The organism is Ruegeria sp. BE10 (genome assembly GCF_056538905.1).
The window spans coordinates 22,433-43,721 of sequence record NZ_JBQFTX010000006.1 but is presented as its reverse complement, the minus strand read 5'-3'; the positions used below and the strand labels follow the sequence as shown (position 1 = coordinate 43,721).

The 21,289-nt window shown below is 60.0% G+C and carries 22 protein-coding genes; 7 read left to right on the top strand and 15 right to left on the bottom strand.

The annotated features are described in order from the left end of the window. The first annotated feature begins 28 nt into the window (after nucleotides 1-28). Nucleotides 29-1,147, top strand: a complete 1,119-nt coding sequence (ald, locus tag ACR0M2_RS14150) for an alanine dehydrogenase (RefSeq protein WP_480705630.1) — start codon at nucleotides 29-31, stop codon at nucleotides 1,145-1,147. 166 nt (nucleotides 1,148-1,313) lie between these two features. Here ald and ACR0M2_RS14145 read toward each other — a convergent pair whose 3' ends face one another. Then, complete coding sequence (locus ACR0M2_RS14145) at nucleotides 1,314-2,126, bottom strand: mechanosensitive ion channel family protein (protein WP_264187366.1); 813 nt, start codon at nucleotides 2,124-2,126, stop codon at nucleotides 1,314-1,316. A gap of 209 nt (nucleotides 2,127-2,335) precedes the next feature. Between ACR0M2_RS14145 and ACR0M2_RS14140 the strand changes: the two genes are divergently transcribed. Beyond that, entirely contained in the window at nucleotides 2,336-3,034 is a 699-nt protein-coding gene (locus ACR0M2_RS14140; protein WP_425081718.1) for a glutathione S-transferase family protein, read from the top strand. 71 nt (nucleotides 3,035-3,105) lie between these two features. Here the strand turns inward: ACR0M2_RS14140 and ACR0M2_RS14135 are convergent, their stop codons facing one another. From ACR0M2_RS14135 to ACR0M2_RS14090, 10 genes are all read right to left on the bottom strand, one after another. Continuing rightward, a complete protein-coding gene (locus tag ACR0M2_RS14135; protein ID WP_170397082.1) occupies nucleotides 3,106-3,555 on the bottom strand; it encodes a YtoQ family protein in 450 nt (149 codons plus the stop codon). Nucleotides 3,556-3,716: 161 nt separating this feature from the next. Further along, nucleotides 3,717-6,113 carry a phenylalanine--tRNA ligase subunit beta gene (pheT, locus tag ACR0M2_RS14130; protein ID WP_480705628.1) on the bottom strand — a complete coding sequence of 799 codons (2,397 nt, stop codon included), beginning with the start codon at nucleotides 6,111-6,113 and terminating at the stop codon, nucleotides 3,717-3,719. 88 nt (nucleotides 6,114-6,201) lie between these two features. Then, nucleotides 6,202-6,609 carry a cupin domain-containing protein gene (locus ACR0M2_RS14125; RefSeq protein ID WP_170361278.1) on the bottom strand — a complete coding sequence of 136 codons (408 nt, stop codon included), beginning with the start codon at nucleotides 6,607-6,609 and terminating at the stop codon, nucleotides 6,202-6,204. A 69-nt stretch (nucleotides 6,610-6,678) separates the two neighbouring features. Then, the gene (locus ACR0M2_RS14120) at nucleotides 6,679-7,473 is read right to left on the bottom strand and encodes a CE1 family esterase (protein ID WP_480705626.1); all 795 of its coding nucleotides are present in this window, start codon (nucleotides 7,471-7,473) and stop codon (nucleotides 6,679-6,681) included. Nucleotides 7,474-7,673: 200 nt separating this feature from the next. After that, a complete protein-coding gene (locus tag ACR0M2_RS14115; protein ID WP_480705624.1) occupies nucleotides 7,674-7,973 on the bottom strand; it encodes a hypothetical protein in 300 nt (99 codons plus the stop codon). Continuing rightward, a complete protein-coding gene (gene pheS / locus ACR0M2_RS14110; RefSeq protein ID WP_170327268.1) occupies nucleotides 7,973-9,046 on the bottom strand; it encodes a phenylalanine--tRNA ligase subunit alpha in 1,074 nt (357 codons plus the stop codon). The genes ACR0M2_RS14115 and pheS overlap by 1 nt, the downstream gene beginning before the upstream one ends. 82 nt (nucleotides 9,047-9,128) lie before the next feature. Continuing rightward, the gene (locus tag ACR0M2_RS14105; protein ID WP_170361273.1) at nucleotides 9,129-10,499 is read right to left on the bottom strand and encodes a glutamate--cysteine ligase; all 1,371 of its coding nucleotides are present in this window, start codon (nucleotides 10,497-10,499) and stop codon (nucleotides 9,129-9,131) included. A gap of 64 nt (nucleotides 10,500-10,563) precedes the next feature. Then, nucleotides 10,564-11,091 (bottom strand): hypothetical protein, encoded by a 528-nt coding sequence (locus tag ACR0M2_RS14100; protein ID WP_480648072.1) that lies wholly within the window; start codon nucleotides 11,089-11,091, stop codon nucleotides 10,564-10,566. Further along, on the bottom strand, nucleotides 11,088-11,936 hold the full coding sequence (locus ACR0M2_RS14095; protein ID WP_480705622.1) for a GNAT family N-acetyltransferase: 849 nt from the start codon (nucleotides 11,934-11,936) through the stop codon (nucleotides 11,088-11,090). The genes ACR0M2_RS14100 and ACR0M2_RS14095 overlap by 4 nt, the downstream gene beginning before the upstream one ends. Further along, nucleotides 11,933-12,658: a 16S rRNA (uracil(1498)-N(3))-methyltransferase gene (locus ACR0M2_RS14090; RefSeq protein ID WP_480705620.1), complete on the bottom strand. Its 726-nt coding sequence runs from the start codon at nucleotides 12,656-12,658 to the stop codon at nucleotides 11,933-11,935. The genes ACR0M2_RS14095 and ACR0M2_RS14090 overlap by 4 nt, the downstream gene beginning before the upstream one ends. A gap of 12 nt (nucleotides 12,659-12,670) precedes the next feature. Here ACR0M2_RS14090 and ubiA point away from each other — a divergent pair, with 12 nt between their 5' ends. The 4 genes from ubiA (at nucleotide 12,671) to ACR0M2_RS14070 (ending at nucleotide 16,823) form a co-directional block, all read left to right on the top strand. Then, nucleotides 12,671-13,633 (top strand): 4-hydroxybenzoate octaprenyltransferase, encoded by a 963-nt coding sequence (ubiA, locus tag ACR0M2_RS14085; protein ID WP_170397064.1) that lies wholly within the window; start codon nucleotides 12,671-12,673, stop codon nucleotides 13,631-13,633. 64 nt (nucleotides 13,634-13,697) lie between these two features. Next, the gene (locus ACR0M2_RS14080; protein ID WP_480705618.1) at nucleotides 13,698-15,614 is read left to right on the top strand and encodes an OmpA family protein; all 1,917 of its coding nucleotides are present in this window, start codon (nucleotides 13,698-13,700) and stop codon (nucleotides 15,612-15,614) included. A gap of 1 nt (nucleotide 15,615) precedes the next feature. Next, complete coding sequence (locus ACR0M2_RS14075; protein WP_170361262.1) at nucleotides 15,616-15,936, top strand: hypothetical protein; 321 nt, start codon at nucleotides 15,616-15,618, stop codon at nucleotides 15,934-15,936. 68 nt (nucleotides 15,937-16,004) lie between these two features. After that, nucleotides 16,005-16,823, top strand: coding sequence for an isocitrate lyase/PEP mutase family protein (locus ACR0M2_RS14070; RefSeq protein WP_480705616.1), 819 nt, complete (start codon nucleotides 16,005-16,007; stop codon nucleotides 16,821-16,823). A 36-nt stretch (nucleotides 16,824-16,859) separates the two neighbouring features. On the opposite strand, the gene ACR0M2_RS14065 is transcribed toward ACR0M2_RS14070, so the two are convergent. Genes ACR0M2_RS14065 through pgsA form a run of 3 tightly spaced genes read right to left on the bottom strand, consistent with a single transcriptional unit; the run spans nucleotide 16,860 to nucleotide 18,222 of the window. Next, nucleotides 16,860-17,303: a molybdenum cofactor biosynthesis protein MoaE gene (locus ACR0M2_RS14065; protein WP_480705614.1), complete on the bottom strand. Its 444-nt coding sequence runs from the start codon at nucleotides 17,301-17,303 to the stop codon at nucleotides 16,860-16,862. Between the two features lies 1 nt (nucleotide 17,304). Next, the gene (gene moaD, locus ACR0M2_RS14060; RefSeq protein WP_170516686.1) at nucleotides 17,305-17,550 is read right to left on the bottom strand and encodes a molybdopterin converting factor subunit 1; all 246 of its coding nucleotides are present in this window, start codon (nucleotides 17,548-17,550) and stop codon (nucleotides 17,305-17,307) included. 3 nt (nucleotides 17,551-17,553) lie between these two features. Then, nucleotides 17,554-18,222 carry a CDP-diacylglycerol--glycerol-3-phosphate 3-phosphatidyltransferase gene (pgsA, locus tag ACR0M2_RS14055; protein ID WP_170350739.1) on the bottom strand — a complete coding sequence of 223 codons (669 nt, stop codon included), beginning with the start codon at nucleotides 18,220-18,222 and terminating at the stop codon, nucleotides 17,554-17,556. Nucleotides 18,223-18,403: 181 nt separating this feature from the next. On the opposite strand from pgsA, the gene ACR0M2_RS14050 reads away from it, so the two are divergent. Beyond that, complete coding sequence (locus ACR0M2_RS14050; RefSeq protein WP_170412566.1) at nucleotides 18,404-19,288, top strand: DMT family transporter; 885 nt, start codon at nucleotides 18,404-18,406, stop codon at nucleotides 19,286-19,288. On the opposite strand, the gene uvrC is transcribed toward ACR0M2_RS14050, so the two are convergent. Further along, complete coding sequence (gene uvrC / locus ACR0M2_RS14045; RefSeq protein WP_480705835.1) at nucleotides 19,285-21,159, bottom strand: excinuclease ABC subunit UvrC; 1,875 nt, start codon at nucleotides 21,157-21,159, stop codon at nucleotides 19,285-19,287. The genes ACR0M2_RS14050 and uvrC overlap by 4 nt on opposite strands. Nucleotides 21,160-21,289 lie beyond the last annotated feature (130 nt).

Genomic DNA, 21,289 nt, shown 5'->3' with positions numbered 1-21,289 from the left:
AGGCAGTTTATGAATGGAGGAGCGAAAAATGAAGATCGGTTGCCCCAAGGAAATCAAACCACAGGAATTCCGCGTCGGCATGACGCCCAACGCGGCACAAGAAGCCGTCGCGCGCGGCCACGAAGTTGTAATCGAAACCGGTGCCGGGATCGGTTCGGGCTTTGACAACGAATCCTACATCGCTGCTGGCGCCCAGATCCTGGACACCGCAGAAGAGGTGTTCGCCACTGCCGACATGATCGTCAAGGTCAAGGAACCCCAGGCGGTCGAGCGCAAGATGCTGCGTGAAGGCCAATTGCTGTTCACTTACCTACACCTGGCACCCGATCCAGATCAGACCCACGACCTGCTGGCATCGGGCTGCACCGCGATTGCATACGAAACCGTCACCGCACCTGGCGGTGGATTGCCGCAGCTGGCCCCGATGTCCGAAGTTGCCGGTCGTCTGGCGCCGCAGGTAGGCTCGTGGACCCTGCAAAAGGCAAATGGCGGTCGTGGCGTTCTGATGGGCGGCGTTCCCGGCGTTGGACCGGCCAAGGTTGTTGTGATCGGTGGCGGCGTTGTTGGTACGCATGCCGCGAAGATCGCGGCTGGCATGGGCGCAGATGTTACCATCCTGGACCGCTCGCTTCCGCGTCTGCGTTACCTCGATGACGTGTATGGCGGAACCTTCAAGAACCAGTACTCGACTGCTGGTGCCACCGCCGAACTGATCCAGGATGCCGACATGGTTATCGGCGCCGTTCTGATCCCGGGCGCGGCTGCTCCTAAACTGGTGACACGCGAACAGCTTTCGACCATGAAGCCCGGCGCGGTTCTGGTTGACGTTGCGATCGACCAGGGTGGCTGCTTTGAAACCTCCAAAGCAACAACCCATGCTGACCCGATCTACGAAGTCGACGGCATCATGCACTATTGCGTTGCCAACATGCCGGGTGCCGTTGCGCGAACCTCGACCATCGCGTTGGGCAACGCGACCATGCCGTTCATGCTGTCGCTGGCCGACAAAGGCTGGAAAAAGGCTTGCCAGGATGACCCGCACCTGTTGGCTGGTCTGAATGTTCACGCTGGTCAGCTCACCTATGAGGCCGTTGGTGTAGCACTGGGTCTGGACGTTGTATCGCCCAGCGACATCGTCAACGCCTAAGGTTGGCACATGGAAATCGAAAGGCGCCCTTTTCCGAAGGGCGCCTTTTTTGTTGTTACGCAAAGTTCATCGACCCGCGCGACATAGAAAAACGCCGCGCGATCAGCGCGGCGCCGGGCCCAACCGGAGGAGGGCATTTCAATGCCCGATCGACGGGCGGGAGCCTTCAGGCCTGTTTGTGAATCTCTACCGAATGCGGATACGGGATCGACACGCCTTTTGCGTCGAACGCCTCTTTCACCGCTTTGGTGATTTCGAACTTCACGTCCCAATAATCCGCCGCTGCGCACCACAGACGGGCCGTCAGATCGACCGAGCTGTCGCCCAGGTTGGTCACACGCACCCAAGGTTCGGGATCGCTGTGAATGCGCTCGTCCGCCTTGGCGACATCCAGAATGATCTTCATCGCTTCGTCCGCGTTGTCGCCATAGTCGATACCAAACACCAGATCGACACGCCTTGTGTCATGCGCCGAATAGTTGGTGATGATCGACCCCCAGGATTGCCCGTTGGGGACAATGATCTGCACATTGTCCGGCGTCACCAGTTCGGTGGTGAACAGGTTCAGGTCTTTCACTGTCCCGGCCGTGCCGCCAATATCCACATATTGACCCAGCTTGTAGGGGCGGAACACCACCAGCATGACGCCGGCCGCCAGATCGCTGAGCGTCCCTTGCAGCGCCAGACCAATGGCCAGCGACGCGGCACCCAGAATGGCAACGATACTAGTGGCTTCAATCCCGAAGATCCCCAGAACGGCCACCAGAACCATCGCGAGGATGACCCATTTCACCAGGCTGGCTGAGAAGTTGCCCAACGTCGGATCAATCTGCGGAGTCGAGTTGATCCGGCGGCGCACCAGGCCGCCCACGGCCCCAGCCACGATCCAGCCAAGGATCAGAACGATCAGCGCCTTGACCGCGTTCATGATCAGCGGCGCAAACGCGCCCACCTGTGTTACGACCTCATCCACGGCCATCTCCTTTCAACAACAAGAAACCCGCGGCTTTCGCGCGGGAATTGCCAAAGTCTGAGGCAAAAACACGCTTTGGTCTAGGTGCTAGTTCCACCGGATTTCCCCGTTGTTCGCCAGCAAACACGCGCTGACCGGTCGCGCACAGCTTTGGGGGCTTACAAGATGGCCCCTCGCGCCCTACGTTCTGGGGGTATCCACTCAGGAGCCCCCCAATGCTGGACACCAAACCACACCCGATCATGAATCGCTGGCCCGCACAGTTCCCGGACCGGATTCAACTGTACTCCTTCCCCACGCCCAATGGGGTCAAAGCCTCGATCATGCTGGAAGAAACCGGCCTGCCGTATGAGGCACACAAGGTCACCCTGTCGGACGCGGATGTCAAAAGCCCCGAGTTCCTGTCGCTGAACCCCAACAACAAGATCCCCGCAATCATCGACCCGGACGGCCCGGACGGAAAGCCCATTGGTTTGTTCGAAAGCGGTGCCATCCTGCTGTATCTGGCCGAAAAATCGGGCAAGTTTATTGGTCAGACCCAGGCAGACAAGCACCAGGTCACTCAATGGCTGATGTTCCAGATGGGCGGCATTGGTCCAATGTTCGGCCAGCTTGGCTTTTTCCACAAATTCGCTGGCAGCGAGATCGAAGACCCCCGCCCCCGCGAACGATATGTGAACGAGGCCAAACGGCTGCTGAACGTGTTGAACCAGCAGCTTGAAGGGCAGGATTGGGTCGTCGGAGAGTATTCGATCGCCGACATAGCCATCGCGCCCTGGCTGCGCGGACTAGATTTCTATGGTGCCAGAGAACTGGTCGGATGGGACGACCACACAAATGTAACAGCTTATTTGGACCGTTTTCTGGAACGCCCTGCCGTTCAGAAAGGTCTTGTAACGCCACCGCGGGACTGACCTCACAGTCCCTCGGACGTGATCGGGCTTACGGCCACATTAAGCCGCAAGCCCAATTTCCAAGGGTTAAGTTAGCCTGGCAGTGTGCCAGTCAGCACATAGCGCAGAACTTCAACCACTTGCGAGGGTTGTTCGGCCACTGCTAGGGCTGCGGCGTCCACCTCTTTCAGCGCATGCTGATGATCCGGGCCGTGTAGGACGATCAGCGACTTGCCCAGCGCTGCCGCATAGCCTGCATCAAAGGCGGCGTTCCACTGTTTGTATTTCTCACCAAACCGGACGACCACCACATCTGCATCCGCGATCCCTTTGCGCGTCCGGATCGCGTTGACCATCGCGCCCTTGTGGTCGTGCCAGTATTTGTTCGGCTCTTCGCCCAAAATAGCCACACCGCAATCGTCGCTGGCATCATGGTCGGTCACGGGGCTGTTGAATGTGATGTCCAACCCCTGTGCGCCGTCGATAATTTGCTCACGCCAATCGGTGTGAATTTCCCCTGATAGGTATACGTTCAAGCCCATGTCGACCTCCGGTATTGATTTGGAACCTACTTAAGGCGCATTTGCGGGAAGCCCAATCAAGAAAATCCAGAAACACTTATCCCAAACACGCCCTAATTTCCGTAGGTGAAACGAAAAACGCGCCCGGAGGCGCGTTTTTTTGAAGTCTTATGGCAGGGTCCCTATCCGCGCAACACACCGCCCGTCGCCTTGGAGACCTTGGCGATGATCTTCTCGGCCACCGCTTCGATGTCTTTTTCCTTCAGCGTCGCGTCGGTTGGCTGCAGGCGCACGGTGATTGCCAGCGATTTTTTACCCTCGCCCAGACTGCCACCGATGAATTCATCAAAGACACGCACATCCTCGATCAGCACCTTGTCGGCACCGGCTGCGGCATTCACCAGTGTCAGCGCCTCGACCCCTTCGTCAACAACAAAGGCAAAGTCGCGTTCAACCGCTTGCAGGTCACGCAGTTCCAGCGCAGCACGGGTGGCTCCGGATTTACGGGGCAGAGGCACCTCGTCCGGCCAGATCGTAAAGGCCATCGCCGGGCCTTTGATATCCAGCGCTTGCAACACACGAGGGTGCAACTCGCCAAAGACGCCCAGCACCTTTTTCGGACCCAGACAGATTTTGCCGTGACGCCCCGGATGCCACCAAGCATCGCCGTCACGCAGGATCTGCACCTTGGCGGGTGCGCCAATGGCGGCCAGCACCGCCTCGGCATCCGCTTTGGCATCGAATACGTCGACCGGGCGCGAGGCCCCATGGACGTCCTTGGGACCATTACGACCTACCAGCAGACCGGTGATCTGCGTTTTTTGATCTCCCGGTTCGCCATCATGGAACACCGGACCGACCTCGAACAACGCCACATCCGCGTAGCCACGCGCCTGATTGCGGGCGGCGGCCTGCAGCAGACCGGGCAGCAGATCGGGGCGCATGTGGCTCATCTCGGTCGAGATCGGGTTTTCCAACTGCGTCGCTTCGTCCCCGCCACCAAACAAGGCCGCCGAGGCCTGATCGATGAAAGTGTAGGAAACACACTCATTGTACCCCAGCGCTGCACAGGTGCGGCGCGCCATCGATTGACGGCGTTGTGTCGGGGTCATCACCGGTTTCGGGATGCCATCGGTGATACGCGGCAGCGGTTTGCCCTGCAGCTTGGTCAGGGATGCAATCCGCGCGACCTCTTCCACCAGATCGGCCTCACCCATGATATCTGGGCGCCAGCTGGGGACATGCGCCATCTCGCCCTCAAGGCGGAAACCCAGACGAGTCAGGGTCTGGCGTTGTTCGCTTTCGGGGATTTCCATTCCGACCAGAGACTGCACCCGCTCGGCATCCAGTTTAAAGGCGCGCGAATGATCCGGCGCTTTGCCCGCTTCCACGACCTTGGACACTTCGCCACCGCAGATATCCAAAATCATCTGCGTTGCCTGCTCCAACCCTTCCAGCGTGTATTCCGGGTCTACCCCACGTTCGAACCGATAGCGCGCATCCGAATTGATTTTCAAAGCCCGCCCCGTCAGGGCGATCTGCACGTGATCCCAGAACGCGCTTTCCAGGAAGACATTCACTGTTTCTTCGGTACAGCCGGTTTCCTCACCGCCCATGATACCGGCAATGGATTCCGGGCCTTTGTCGTCGGAAATCACCATCATGCCAGGCTGCAGAGTGTATTCTTTCTCGTCCAGCGCAACCAGCTTCTCACCACCCTTGGCGCGATGTACCCGCAGATTGCCATGCACCTTGTCCGCATCGAAGACGTGCAGCGGGCGATTGTGGTCAAAGGTCATATAGTTGGTGATGTCCACCAAAGCCGAAATCGGACGCAGACCGATGGCCTTCAACTGATTCTGCAGCCATTGCGGGCTGGGTCCGTTCTTAACACCCTTGATCAGACGTCCGGTGAAATGGGGCGCGCCGTCCAGCGTATCCTCATCAATCGTCACCTTGATTGGGCTTTCGAAATCACCCGGCACCGGAGTGTAGTCACGCTGTTTCAACTTACCAATGCCACGCGCGGCCAGATCGCGGGCAATCCCTTCGACGCCAAGCGCATCGGGGCGGTTCGGGGTGATCGCGATCTCGATCATCGGATCAACCTTCGACGGCTCATTCTCAGCCAGCCAGTCGATGAATTTGTCACCGACCTTGCCCGAAGGCAGCTCGATGATGCCGTCATGCTCATCCGACAGCTCCAACTCGCGCTCGGACGCCATCATGCCAAAGCTTTCGACGCCGCGGATCTTGCCGACACTGATGGTCAGGTCCAGACCGGGGATATACATACCTGGTTTGCAAACCACGACGGTGATCCCTTCACGCGCGTTGGGGGCACCGCAGATGATCTGCAATTCACCCTCATCGGTGTCCACCTTACAGACGCGTAGCTTGTCGGCGTCGGGGTGTTTCTCGGCGTGTTTCACATAGCCCAGCGTAAAGTCCTTCAGCCGGTCCGCCGGGTTCACGATCTCTTCGACCTCAAGGCCCAGATCAGTCAGCGCCTCAGCAATCTCATCCACCGAAGCGTTGGTGTCGAGGTGGTCTTTCAACCAGGAAAGAGTGAATTTCATCGGTCGGTTTCCGCCAGTAAATCTCGGGTCAGACCGCGTTTACCGGATAATGCGCAGAGGGGAAAGAGGGCGCGTAGAACCGCCGCGCCTACTCCGCGGTCACTGTGTTGGCAACGCTGTCCGATCCAGCAAACACCGCCAAAATCCGCGCGATCCCGTCGCCGGTATTCTCACCGGCATGGGGCGACCGAAACGCCTCAACCAGCGCATCACCTTCCTTATAGGTCCGGTTGCCCGCATCGCCGTAATCGACGGTGATCTCACCTTCGAGGATATAGGCCGCCAGCGGAGCGTCATGACGGTGCAGGCCGGTTTTCTGACCGGGCTGCATGGTGACGATGGCCATGGTGATCTGCGGGGTGCCGTCGGGATATTCCAGCGCCTCGCCGATGACCGAAGTTTCGGTCTGCAGCAGCACGTCAACCGGCGGATAGATGTCACGCGCAAAGGCGGGTGCGGCGGCTAGGATCAGGGCGAAGGGCAAAAGCAGTTTCATGCGGCAAGGAATCCCGTGTCAGATCGTTTCGCCTAACTGGAAAGGGGACATGCGGCGATGTCAAACAGTTCAGGGATAGCTTGGGGTGCGGCCCAACAATTCATCCAACTGCCGCCCGATCCAGCCATGGGGGATGAAATGCCCGCCCGGATGCGTGTCCAACACCACCTGCCCCTGCGCGCAATCGGTCCACTCCATTCGGCTGAGCGTCAGGATCGGCACCACGCTCCAATCCCCACGCGGGGTCGCGTCGTGGCATCCATATTTCAGCCGCCACAGCGCCACCGGATAGGTGGTGTCGCCACCCGCGCCATAGGGGAAATCCATCACCGTATCGCTAAGGCCATGCACATGACGCACCTCGCGCGGGGCCTGCGGGCACTCCTCAGTCTGGCGGATGCTGCCCGCAACGGCCAGCAGCGCCGCCGTGTCATTGCCCGACTGGCAGACATAGCGCCACGCCATCGCACCACCAAAGGAATAGCCCGAGACATAGATGCGCTCCGAGTCAATGGGATAGCGTTTGGCCACGTCCTCAAGCACCCCATCGGCAAAGGGCACGTCGCCGGTGTCCGAGGTCCAGAAATCCCAGCTTTTGCCCAATCCGTTCGGCGCCACCAGAAGCACGCCGCGCAGCTTCGTGGCCCCGGCTATGCGTTCATGGTTCACCACCACGGTCCCCTGCCGCGCCCAGCCATGGAAATGCAGCAAAACGGGCAGAGGCGTTTCGCCATCCCACCCATCCGGCTCCAACACATGATACGAACGGTCGCCGACCTGACAGGCGGTATCGCCGTGACAGGTCTCGATAGCAGCGGCTTGGGTGGCGGTCAGCAGGAAGAGGCAGAGCAGTCGGTAAATCATCCGTCGAACCCTAGCGAGCTTGCGCCCGCTGTCACGTCACAACCCCGTGGGTGCAGGTAACAAGCCGCGTTATCGCCAGACCGTGCGAGCAGTGTCGTCCATTGCGCTTGTACTAGTGGCGCCGCAATGAGCGACCGATGGCGCGGCGGCCTATCGGCCTTAGCTCCGCGCATTCTTCCGGAAACCGCTGACGCTACAGCCTAGTCACTGCGACCAGATCGGTTAATCAGCTTCTGTACATTTCGCAGCTTGCGCCGCTCTGCTTCCGACTGCGCCTTATCGGCGCAAATCTTGAACATTGATAAAAAGAACAATGGCAGGAAAGCCATTGCCACAGCCACCCAAAGCAGAACACCGATCACTCCAAGAACGGCTCCAGCAATCCACATAAACATAAAGTTGAACGCGAACCCCAGCGTCAGCCAAAAAAATGGTCGTTCAGAGGCCCGTGCTTTGCACCAGTCGAGATAGGCAGCCAGCCATGTCCCGAACAAGTACATTAGCGGCTCAAACCACCATGCAGGTTCGGCATATCCAGCGCTGCGAACCCGTAGTGCCGTAGCCAGCGCAGGTCGCTGTCAAAGAAGGCCCGCAAATCCGGAATACCGTATTTCAGCATCGCCAGACGGTCGATGCCGATGCCAAAGGCAAAGCCCTGATAGACCTCGGGGTCGATCCCACCAGCGGCGATCACCTTGGGGTGGACCATGCCCGAGCCCAGAATCTCCATCCAGTCGTCGCCTTCGCCGATCTTCAGCTGACCGTTATCCCACGAACAGCGGATATCGACCTCGGCCGATGGCTCGGTGAAGGGGAAGTGCGAGGCGCGGAAGCGCAGTTCGACATCGTCAACCTCGAAGAACGCTTTCACGAACTCTTCCAGAACCCATTTCAGGTTCGCCATCGAGATGTCCTTGTCGATGGCCAGACCTTCGACCTGATGGAACATCGGAGTGTGGGTCTGGTCATAGTCGGCGCGGTACACGCCGCCCGGACAGATCACGCGGATCGGCGCGCCCTGTTTCTCCATCGAGCGGATCTGCACCGGAGACGTATGGGTGCGCAGCACGTGCGGCGGGCGATTATCGCCCTCGGCGCGGTGCATATAGAACGTGTCCATCTCGGCCCTCGCGGGGTGGTGGCCGGGGATGTTCAGGGCGTCAAAGTTGTACCAGTCGTCTTCGATCCGTGGCCCTTCGGCCACCGAAAAGCCCAGTTCGGCAAAGATCGCGGTCAGTTCCTCGGTCGCTTGGCTGATCGGATGGATCGAGCCCTGACGGCGCGCGCGGGTCGGCAGGGTGACGTCCAGCCATTCGGTGCGCAGACGCTCATCCAGTGCGGCATCGGCCAGCGCGGATTTCTTGGCGGACAGGGCCGAGTTGATTTCGTCCTTCAGGGCGTTCAGCGCCGGGCCTGCGACCTGCCGCTCCTCGGGCGTCATTTTACCCAGCTCGCGCATCTTCAGCGCGACCTCGCCCTTTTTGCCCACGGCGGCGACGCGGATCGCCTCAAGCGCGTTTTCGTCGCCTGCCTCAGCGATCTGCCCCAGATATTTTGCCTTAAGATCGTCCATCACGCTTTCCGAACTGGCCCCTGAATTTGGTCCAGAACCTGCTATCGGCCAATCCCGGTGAATGCAAGCCGCACCGCGCGGATCAATAGCTGTATTCCGGGAACACCCGCGTCAGATCGCCATTCCAGTCGCCATTGTAGTGATCCAGCAACTCATCCGCCGGAACCTTGCCGGTTTCGATGCTGTCCTTCAGCGCGTTGAGGAAATGCGTCTCATCCGGGACCAGACCGCCTGCACCGGGGAAGGCGCGGGATTTCAGGCCCGCCTCAGAGATCGCAACCACCTCGCGCGCCAGATCGTGCATGTTGATGTTGCCCACCTGCGCCTGCAGCCCGTCCTTTGCGGCCTCGACACGCAATGCCTCGCGGGTTTCCGCGTCCCAGCTTTTGACCAGATCCCAGGCCGCATCCAACGCGCCCTGATCGTAGGTCAGGCCAACCCAGAACGCAGGCAGCGCACACAGGCGTCGCCAGGGACCCCCATCAGCGCCGCGCATCTCCATGAACTTCTTGATCCGCGCCTCGGGGAAGGCCGTGGTTAAGTGATCGGCCCAATCCGACAGGGTCGGCGTCTCGCCCGGCAGCGCCGGCAGTTTACCCTGCAGGAAGTCGCGGAAGGACTGTCCCAACGCGTCGATATACTGACCGTCGCGATAGACGAAGTACATCGGCACATCCAACGCGTATTGGACCCAGCGTTCGAACCCGAACCCGTCCTCGAACACAAAGGGCAGCATCCCGGTACGCGCATCGTCGAGATGCTGCCAGATATAGCTGCGCCAGCTTTTCTGGCCGTTGGGTTTGCCATCGAAGAACGGAGAGTTGGCGAACAGCGCCGTTGCCACCGGTTGCAAGGCCAGCGCGACCCGCAGTTTCTGCACCATGTCGGCCTCGGACCCAAAGTCGATATTGACCTGAACCGTGCAGGTCCGGCGCATCATAGACCGACCCATGGTGCCGACTTTCTCCATGTAGTCATTCATCAGCTTGTAGCGGCCCTTGGGCATCAGGGGCATATCGTCATGCGACCACGTTGGCGCGGCACCAAGACCGATGAAGCCGACGCCGATCTTGTCAGCAATATCCTTCACGTCGCGCAGATGCGCGTTCACTTCGTCACAGGTCTCATGGATGGTTTCCAAAGGCGCACCCGACAGTTCCAACTGTCCACCGGGTTCGAGCGAGACATTGGCGCCGTCTTTTTGCAGGCCGATCAGCTTGCCGTTTTCTTCCAGCGGCTCCCAATCGTGCAAGTCGCGCAGACCTTTCAGAACGGCCAGAATCGAGCGCTCGCCCTCATAGGGCAGCGGCTTCAGCGTGTCTTTGCAATAGCCGAACTTTTCATGCTCGGTCCCGATGCGCCAATCCTGCTTGGGCTTGCAGCCCGATTCCAGATATTCGGCCAGTTGCTCATGGCGTTCGATCGGTCCGCCGCCGGACTGGGGGATGGACATGAACCGTTCTCCGATCCTGATGTGTCTGTCGTTTGGTCTTTCGTGGTCGGAAACCGCGCCAGTGTCAATGCAGCCTGAGATGCGCCGGACGCGAGGGTGTACGTTCCCAGATCACCACCTGATGTGCCGTGCTACTGTTCAGTTCCGCCAGCATTTGTTCGGTTTTCAGCCCTGGCAGCGCCGAGAAAACATCAAACAGCGCCTCGGCCCCTTCGGCATTCACAGGAATGTGAAGCACCGGCTGACCCGGTTGTTCCAGCACCCAATGCGCAGGCGACGACGTCGGGTCCAGCGCCAGACGCTCAATTTCACGCGCGGCGACCATGCCGCCGTCCAACGGGCCCAGATAGGTGATCTGGCCTTCGTCAATGGTTACTACGCCCGGTCCACCGGCCCCGGTGCGGAAGCGGGCACGCTGAATGCCGATGACCGCAAGCGCGACTGAGACCAGAACCAGCACCCAGCCGAGCCATCCCAGCAACCCACCGGGGCCGCTGATCCAGCTGAGCCCCACCAGCAGGACAGCCCCCGCCACCAGCACTTCGCGCCAGCGCCACAGGGTCAGTTTGGCTTCGGGTCGGATGAAACTCATGCCGTGTCCTCGGGGTTTGTGAACAGGATCAGTGAATACTGCCCCGCCGGTTGAAATCCGATTCCGATATAGGCACGCGCGGCGGAATCGGAAGCCGCGAACAGAACTGCACGGGTCACTCCGGCTCGGCACGCCTCAAGCAGATGCAGCGCAACCGCTAAGCGGGCGTAGCCATGGCCGCGCAGGTTGGACGGTGTATAGACGCCGCCGATTTGTACAATCTCGGGCAGGCGGGCGTTGAATCCGGTCATGGCAACCGGCTGTCCGTCGATCAGCAGAACCCGGTGAGAATCGCGGGCTGTATACGCCAGATAATCCTCGCCCGCCTGTTTCTGCGCGCGTTCTGGATCGAAATCCATTGCCTCGATCAGATAATGTTCACGCCACCCTTCAATGACCGCCTTGTCGACTTCACCCAAGGGCACAAGTTCAGCGCCCTCGGCATCGGGCAGCACAAGCTGGTCCAAATCCAGCGAGAAACCCGGCTCATCACTGTTCAGCGTCGCGGGGCGACCTTTCCACCCGGCCAGCCGCATGATCCTGCGTGCCTGCACCGCCTCGGCAGCCAGCCCAAACAGCTTGCGGCCACGGATCAGAGCAATCGCGTCTGCAAGCTCCTGATCGGAACAGTCGGGACATTGCGGCAGGACCATGCCTTCGTTGGTGATGCCAAACACGGCCCGTGGTTCATTCCCCAGAACCCAGAAATTCACGGCACGCGGGTGAGACCCACACAAACCATGATCCCGCAGATTGGCCAACGGGAACATCGAGGTCTGAATATGCTGCGAAAGAAATGCGTCGATCTTTGGCGCATCAGCGGCTTGCGCTAATTGCCATGTCACGACCAATCCCCCAGCGCCTGCTGCCACATGGTCAGCGCCGCAACGGCCGCCGTATCGGCGCGCAGGATGCGTGGGCCCAGACTGACCACATGGGTAAAGGGCAGGCCCGTTAGCCGGGCGCGTTCTCGGTCTGAAAAACCACCCTCGGGGCCGATCAGTATGGCCCAAGGCTGTCCTTTTTTGTTTGCTGCCAGACGCAGGGCCGAGCCGACCTCGGCCTCGTTACAAAACATCAGCTGACGGCCATCGGGCCATGCATCCAGAACACGGTCAAGCCGTTGTAGATCGGCGACCTCGGGCACGAAGGTGCCGCCGCATTGCTCGGCGGCCTCAACCGCGTGGGCTTGCAGGCGGTCCTGTCGGATACGTTCGGAATTGGTGAACTCGGTCTGCACGGGCAGGATCCGAGCCGCACCCATTTCCGCCGCCTTTTCAACGATGAAATCAGTGCGCGCCTTTTTGATCGGCGCGAACAGGAACCACAGATCGGGCGGCATTTGCAGCGGCTTGGTCTGTTCCACACAGGTCAGAACGCCACCGCGCTTTCCCGCTTCGGCAACATCGGCCAACCACTCTCCGTCCCGGCCATTGAACAGGGCCACGTGGCCGCCCACAGCCAGGCGCATGACACCGAACAGGTAATGGGCCTGCTCGCGCGTCAAATCAACGGATTGCCCCTGACCCAGAGGGTGCTCTACATACAGTCTGATCTTTGCACTCATGAGGCCTTACATATGCAAGGCAACGCCCCAACACCAGACGGTCAGGTCGCCGATGCCGTATCCGGCAACTGGGTCGACACCCACGCGCCTGAATTCACCCGCCCCTATCTGCGCCTCAGCCGCGCGGACCGGCCCATCGGTACGTGGTTGCTGCTGATTCCGTGCTGGTGGGGTCTGGCGCTGGCGATCCTTAGCGACGGCAATCCCAGGTGGGAGGATCTGTGGATCGCCATCGGCTGCGCCCTCGGCGCATTCCTGATGCGCGGAGCAGGCTGTACGTGGAACGACATCACCGATCGCGAATTTGACGGGCAGGTGGAGCGCACACGCTCGCGCCCGATTCCATCCGGTCAAGTCAGTGTGCGGCAGGCGGTGATCTGGATGGGCCTACAATGCCTGCTAGCGCTGGGGATTCTGCTGACCTTCAACCAGGCCGCCATCGCCATGGGCGTGCTGTCGCTACTGCCAGTGACGATCTATCCCTTTGCCAAACGGTTCACATGGTGGCCGCAGGTGTTTCTGGGGCTTGCCTTCAACTGGGGCATCCTGTTGGCCTGGGCCGCGCATACGGGCACGGTCAGTGCGCCTGCAATCATATTGTACTTGGCAGGTATCGCCTGGACGCTGTTCTATGACACGATCTATGCCCATCAGGACGCAGAAGATGATGAGTTGATTGGCATCAAATCCACCGCCCGGCTATTTGGCACCGATACAGGGCGCTGGCTGAAGTACTTTCTGGTGGCGACGGTTTTCCTGATGGGTCTGGCCATTATCGACGGGGCGCTGGCACAAGCCTCAATCATGTCTTTGGCCGTGGCCTTGGCCGGGCCATGGGCGATGGGCTGGCACATGGCTTGGCAATTGCGCGGGCTGGATCTTGAGGATAACGCGAAGCTGCTGCAATTGTTCCGCGCCAATCGGGACACCGGCCTTATTCCGCTGATCTTCCTCTGCGTCGCACTGTTGCTCTGATTGCACCTTGGCGCGGGGCTAGGTAAGAGTTCGCACATTCGCCTGAGGAGTCGTTAACCCGCACATGCGTTTGCCCTATATCTTTGCCGTAGCCTTTATCTTCCTCGTGTCGGCTGGCCTTTGCCTGTTGGCGGCCAGCTTTGCGGTGACCAAGGTCGAAGAGTCCTCTGAATTTGCCGTGCGCCGTGCGCTGGACCTGAAGGGGCACGATTGGGCCGAGGTGTATTCCGACGGGTTGCGCGTTGTGCTAACGGGCACTGCCACGGATGAGGCCACCCGCTTTAACGCCCTGACCGCAGCCGGGACCGAGGTCGATACCTCGCGTGTGATCGACGAGATGAATGTGGCGCCGACCTCGCAACTGGCCGCCCCCCGGTTTTCCGCTGAGATTTTGCGCAACGACAGCGGGATTTCTGTGATCGGCCTGATCCCAACCAGTCAGGACCGCGAGGCACTGATGGAGCGGCTGCGTGATCTGAGCGATGGCAGCCAAGTGTCAGACCTGATGGAAACCGCCGATTACCCCAAGCCAAAAGGCTGGGACGCCGCGATCACCTATGCCGTCGAGTCGCTGACCAGCCTACCCCGCGCCAAGATCTCGGCCAGCCCGGGTCTGGTCAAGATCACCGCAATTGCCGACAGCCAGCAGGAAAAGGAACGGCTGGAACAAAGCCTTACCCGTGCCGCGCCGCCCAGCCTGCGGATCGGCCTGGCGATCTCGGCCCCGCGCCCGGTGATCACGCCTTTTACGTTGCGGTTTTTGATCGACGAAAATGGCGGCCAGTTCGACGCCTGTTCGGCGCAAGACGAAAAAGCCCGTGATGTCATAATTGCCGCCGCGAAAGAGGCCGGTCTGAGCGCCACCTACTCCTGCACCATCGGATTGGGCGTACCCTCGCCACGTTGGTCTGACGCCGCCACGCTGAGCATTCAGGCGCTGGCGGATCTGGGTGGCGGATCAGTTACGATGTCGGATGCGGATATCACGCTGGCAGCGGCGCATGGCACCGATGCCGGGACCTTTGATCGCGTGGTGGGCGAGCTTGAAAATGCGCTGCCTCCGGTCTTTGCCCTGCACGCGATCCTACCGCCCCCGGAAACCGATGCCGTGTCCGGCCCCCCCGAATTCACCGCCACACGCAGCCCCGAGGGGTTGGTGCAGATACGCGGACGGCTGGGCGACGACACCCAGCGCGACATGGTCGACAGCTATGCCCGCGCTGCCTTCGGGTCGGAACAGGTCCACACCGCAACCCGCATAGCGCCCGAAGGGTTGCCGACGGGCTGGCCCGTGCGCATTCTGACCGGGCTTGAGGCGCTGGCCCAACTGCATAACGGTGCTTTGACGGTGACGCCGGATGATCTTGAGTTGTCCGGTGTCAGCCATGACCCCGACACAAAGGCGCAGATCGCGGGTCTGTTGTCCGAGAAGCTGGGCGACGCACAGGAATTCACCCTGTCGATCACCCATCAGGAACCCCCCGAACCCGCCGACAAACTGCCTGATCCCGAAGTTTGCGAGGAACGCATCGCCGAGGTTCAGGCGGGCACCAAGATCGCCTTTGAACCTGGCTCGGCCACTGTTGCCACCGACTCGCGCGATACGGTGAACCAGATTGCTGACATCTTACGCGAATGCGGCCCCATCAGGCTTGAGATTCAGGGCCACACCGACAGTCAGGGCCGGGAAGAGATGAACCAACAGCTTAGCCAATCGAGGGCGCAATCGATCCTGAACGAGCTGCGCGCGCGCCGGGTGCCCACCGCCAGTTTCACTGCCATGGGATACGGGGAAACGCAGCCCATTGCCGATAACGACACCGAAGAAGGCCGCGAAGAAAACCGCCGGATCGAGTTCCGCCTTATCCGACCCGAACCGATTGAGAACCCGGAAACCGGGCTGGACGCGATCGAGGCGGAAATGATCGAGGGCGAACAGACGGACAATACCGGCTCAGACGCGGATGCAGGGGACCAGTAAATTGAACAGAATCGAATTCATCATCGCCACCGCCATTATCCTGTTCTCGGCCTTTTGCATGGGCTGGTTCGCCAACTGGCTGGCCCATCGCCTGTCACGCGTGCGCCAAAGTGACGTGGCCGATCTGGACCGCATGAGCCAAGAGCTGCACGAGGCCGAAGAAACCCGCGATCAGGCGATCACCTACCTGCAACAGCGCGAGGCCGAACTGACCAATCAACTGACACAGGCCGAGGCTGAACTGGCCGCCGCCATGGACGGTCTGCGGGCCGCCCGACAAGAGGCCGAGGAGATGCGCGGCCGCATCAACAACGCGGATTGAGGAACCGGATTTTTCGCTCTGATTCCGGTTACATTGCTGTAGGGTCGTCCCAAACGTGAGGGCGATCCATGTCAAATCAAAGAGTCAAATTCGAACAGTTCAGAGACCTGCACTTTGGGTCCAAGGCTTTTGTCATGCCCAACCCCTGGGACGCGGGCTCGGCCCGGTTGCTGTCCAATTTGGGCTTTGAAGCCTTAGCAACAACCAGTGCCGGCTATGCGTTCACAAAAGGCAAACGCGACTCTTTTGCTGACCTAAGCAGGGATGAGTTGCTGGACAATGCCTCAGACATCGTCAAAGCGGTTCCGCTGCCCGTTTCTGCTGACCTTGAGGCGGGCTTTGGGCATAAGCCTGAGGCCTGCGCCCAGACCATTCGCATGGCGGCGGAAATCGGTCTGGTTGGCGGATCGATCGAAGACGCGACAGGCAATACAGATGCCCCGATCTATGATCTGCACCAATCGGTTGACCGCATTCAGGCTGCTGCAGAAGTCGCGACAGGCTTGCCTTTCCTGTTGACCGCAAGGGCAGAGAATTACCTTTGGGGCCGCGCGGACCTGGGTGACACGATCAAACGCTTGCAGCTGTTTTCCGAAGCAGGCGCTGCCGTGTTGTACGCCCCCGGTCTGCCGGATTTGGACGCAATCAGAACCGTGTGCCGCGAAGTCGACAAACCGGTGAATGTGGTGATGGGACTCAGCGGACCTGTCTATTCCGTATCCGAACTTTCCGACGCAGGCGTTCGACGGATCAGCGTCGGCGGGTCATTTGCGCGCGCTGCGTTTGGCGCATTGAAGCGGGCGGCTGACGAAGTGAAATTGAAAGGCACCTTCAGCTATTCGGCGGATGCGATCCCCGGCGAAGAACTTAACAGGCTTTTGAGTTGAGATTGGACGGTCACATTCTGTGCACGGCTGGCAATGTCACCAGCGGGTCAGCGCGTCTTCGTCCTCGTCTTTGGCATCAACCCATTGCGCGCCGGAATTGGTGATTTCCTTCTTCCAGAAGGGCGCGCGGGACTTCAGGTAATCCATCAGGTACTCCGCCGCCTCAAACGCATCCTTACGGTGCCGCGCGGCCGTGGCGACCATCATGATCCGGTCCCCCGGTGCCAGCCGTCCGTGACGGTGGATCACCAGCACATCGCCTAAAGACCAGCGCTGCTGCGCTTCTTCGGCTATCTTGGTCAGGGCCCGTTCGGTCATGCCGGGGTAATGCTCGATCTCCATCACATCCAGATCGCCCGAGGCCAGATCGCGCACAACACCGGTGAAGGTCACAATCGCCCCGTTGGCGTCGTCACCGGCGGCAAAGGCATTGGCCTCAGCCCCGAGATCGAACTCTTCTTCCTGAACCGCGATGCGCATCTTAGCCGCCTGTCATGGGTGGGAAAAACGCCACCTCGCGCACGCCAGCCAGCGAGGCGTCAAAGTCCGACAACTCCTGATCCAGCGCCACCCGCAGCGCGGACAGGTCGGCAAAAGCTGCGGCATAGCGGTCCTCGCGCGCGCTGAGTTCGGCAACCAGATCGGAAACCGTTGCGGCGTCGGTCTCGACCCGCTCTTTCGGCAGACCGATTCGTTCGCGGACCCAGGCGAAATACAGCACGTCCATCGCTTAGCTCTCCTTCAGATGGGGCATGGCTTTACGTAGGTAGTCATAGCCGGTGATCAATGTCAGCGTCGCGGCAATCCACAACAGCCACAGCCCAACGCGACCCGACCAGAACATGCCTTCCAGATGCCAGCGCAGGTGGTTCACATCCTCGATCTGCCCGGTCAGAGCCTGATCAATCAATTCCGGGTTCATCCCGAAAGAGCCCATCACGAAATTATGCTCAAAGATACCCTGCGAAAACAGCACCGCAATCGCCACCATCTGTGCCGTGGTTTTCCATTTCGCCAGCTTCGTCACCTTCAGCGTTCCGGCCGTGTCGCCCAGATATTCGCGCAAGCCTGACACGAACACTTCGCGGAACAAGATCACAGTGGCGGGCAGCACCAGCCACGGCGTCCAATGTTCGGCTGAATAGCCCACAAGGATCATCAGCGCGATCACCACCATCGCCTTGTCGGCAATCGGGTCCAACATGGCCCCGATCTTGGTTTCTTGTTTCCACGCGCGGGCCAGATAGCCGTCGAACCAGTCGGTGATCGCCGCTGTTAAAAACAGGATCAGCGCGAACCAGTCCGCATAGGGTCGGGTAAAATACAGAAACATCACGGCCAGACCGGGGGCTGCAATAAGGCGTAGCACGGTCAGGATATTGGGCAGGTTCCACTTCATGGTTTGGACATTACATCGCTGGTTGCAGACATAAAAGACGGCACCGCAAAAAACGGACCCGATCACAGGCAGTTGCGGCACGGTTGGTCAAAGGGTCGCAAGCTGGAACTCTCAGCCAGATACCCCCTTGGCGCGCGATCCCTTTACGGTCAGATTGGCGCGGTTTCTAAGTGGCCGAGCAATGACAACACATATTCAAACCGATCCCCGATCAAATCTGATCGGCAGCGCCTGGATGATCTCGGCCATGGCGCTGTTCGCGTTAGAGGACGCGCTGCTCAAGGGGGCCTCGGCCACGTTACCCATATGGCAGATTCTGTTGTTGTTCGGCGCGGGCGGAACAGTGGTCTTTGCGATTGTCGCGATCGTCCGCGGAACACGATTGTTTCACCCTGATGTGCTGTCGCGACCGATGAAAGTGCGCGTGCTATTCGAAATCTTCGGGCGGCTGTTCTATGTGCTGGCGATCACACTGACTCCTCTGTCGGCGGCCACGGTAATCTTGCAGGCCACGCCTCTGGTCGTGGTGGCAGGTGCGGCGCTGTTCTTTGGCGAAACGGTCGGCTGGCGACGGTGGAGCGCCATCCTGATCGGCCTGATCGGCGTGGTGGTGATCATCCAACCAACCGGAGACAGTTTCACGGCCCTATCCATTCTGGCCGTGCTGGGGATGCTGGGTTTTGCTGGGCGTGATCTGGCCAGCCGGGCCGCACCGGCCACACTGGGAACCGAGGTGCTGGGGTTTTACGGCTTTCTCTGCATCATCGTCGCGGGGCTTGCCTATCGGTTCTGGGAAGGCGCACCAATGGCACCTGTGGACCTGCACACCAGCCTGCATGTCGGCGGAGCCGTCCTGATGGGAACAGCCGCCTACGCATCGCTGATGAAAGCCATGCGGACGGGCGAGGTTTCGGCCGTCACGCCGTTCCGCTATTCCCGCCTGCTGTTCGGTGTCGGCCTGGGCGTAGTTATGTTTGGCGAAAGGCTGGATCAGACCATGTGGATCGGTAGCGGGCTGATCGTGGCCTCGGGTCTTTATATCCTGTGGCGCGGACGGCAGGTCTAGCCCTTGTCGTGGAAGAAGTCATAAACCTTCTGCGCCAACCCGGCTGAGATACCGTCCACCGCCTTGAGATCGGCCAAGTTGGCCCGGCTGACCGCCTTGGCACTGCCGAAATGAGCCAACAAAGCGCGCTTGCGTGCCGCGCCCACACCGGGGATTTCGTCCAACGGGGTCGCCCCCACGGCTTTGGCGCGCTTTGCCCGGTGGGTACCAATGGCGAACCTGTGTGCCTCGTCCCGCAAGCGCTGAATGAAGTATAGCACCGGATCGTTGCGTTTCAGGGCAAAGGGGCGTTGGCCGATGCGATGGAATTCTTCCTTGCCGTGATCCCGGTCGACACCTTTGGCGACACCCACCATCGGGATATCCTCGACGCCGTGGGTTTGCATAATCTCATGCACGGCACTGACCTGCCCTGCACCGCCGTCTATCAGCAGCAGATCGGGCCACAGCCCCTTTTCGCGACCCGGGTCCTCTTTTTGCAGGCGGGTGAAGCGGCGATTCAGAACCTCTTTCATCATGCCAAAATCGTCGCCGGGGGTCAGATCATCGCCGCGAATATTGAACTTGCGATAGGCGTTTTTCATGAACCCTTCGGGACCGGCCACAATCATGCCGCCCACAGCATTGGTTCCCTGTATGTGGCTGTTGTCGTAAACCTCGATACGTTCGGGTGGAGTGTCCAGATCGAACGCCTCGGCCACACCACGCAATAGCTTGGCCTGTGTGGCGCTTTCCGACATTCGCCGCGCCAGCGATTCACGCGCGTTGCGCAGCGCACCGGCGACCAGTTCCTGCTTTTCGCCGCGCTGAGGCACCAGAATCTCCACCTTGCGCGCGGCCTTCTCTGTCAGCGCCTCTTGCATCAGATCGGCGTTTTCGATGGCATCTGACAGGATCAACTGCCGGGGCGGTTCCTTGTTGTCGTAGAACTGACCAAGGAACGCCTCCATCACCTCGGCCGGGGACACGTCCGGCCCCACGCGCGGATAGAAGTCCTTGTTGCCCCAATTCTGGTTGGCCCGGATGAAAAACACCTGAACGCAGGCTTGACCGCTGTCCATATACAGGCCGATCACATCCGCCTCGGCCACACCGCGCGGGTTGATGCCCTGAGACGTCTGCACCTGCGTCAGCGCCCGGATGCGGTCGCGCAGGCTGGCGGCACGCTCGAACTCCATCGCCTCGGAGGCGGCCATCATCTGCTCGGCCAGTTCCTCTTGCACCTTGGTCGACCGGCCCGACAGGAAGCGTTCCGCATCCTTTACGCTTTCGCGGTAATCCTTCTCGGAGATCAACCCGACACAAGGCCCTGAACATCGCTTGATCTGATACAACAGGCAGGGTCGTGTGCGGCTATCGAACATGGAATCCGAGCAGTTGCGCAGCAGGAAGGCCTTTTGAAGCTGGTTCAGTGTCCGGTTCACCGCCCCTGCATTTGCAAAGGGTCCGAAATAGGCGCCCTTTTCCTTCTTTGCCCCACGATGTTTCTTGATCTGCGGAAAGGAGTGGTCTTTGGCCACCAGAATATTCGGGAAACTTTTGTCGTCCCGCAGCAGCACGTTGTACTTGGGCTTGAGCTGCTTGATCAGGTTCTGTTCCAGCAGCAGTGCCTCGGTTTCGGTCCGCGTGGTCAGGAACATCATCGAGGCGGTTGCCGCGATCATCCGTTCGATCCGTCCAGAATGGCCGGGGCGCGCATAATTCGACACCCGCGCCTTCAGGTTTCGCGCCTTTCCGACATACAAAACCCGGCTGTCACCATCCAGCATCCGATACACACCGGGTGAGCTGTCCAGCGTTTTTACATAGCGCTGAATGATGGCATAGCCGGTGGGCTGAGCGTTCGATGTTGGGTCGTCTTGGATGGTCATGGGCCTGAGATATGATTCTCTGACCATGGCTGCAATCTTGTGCCTTTCAGATCAAGAGAAAACAAATCCACGGTTTCTGTGGATAACTGTGGAGATAAGTTTCCGGGCATCGCGAATTTCCCTTGTTTCA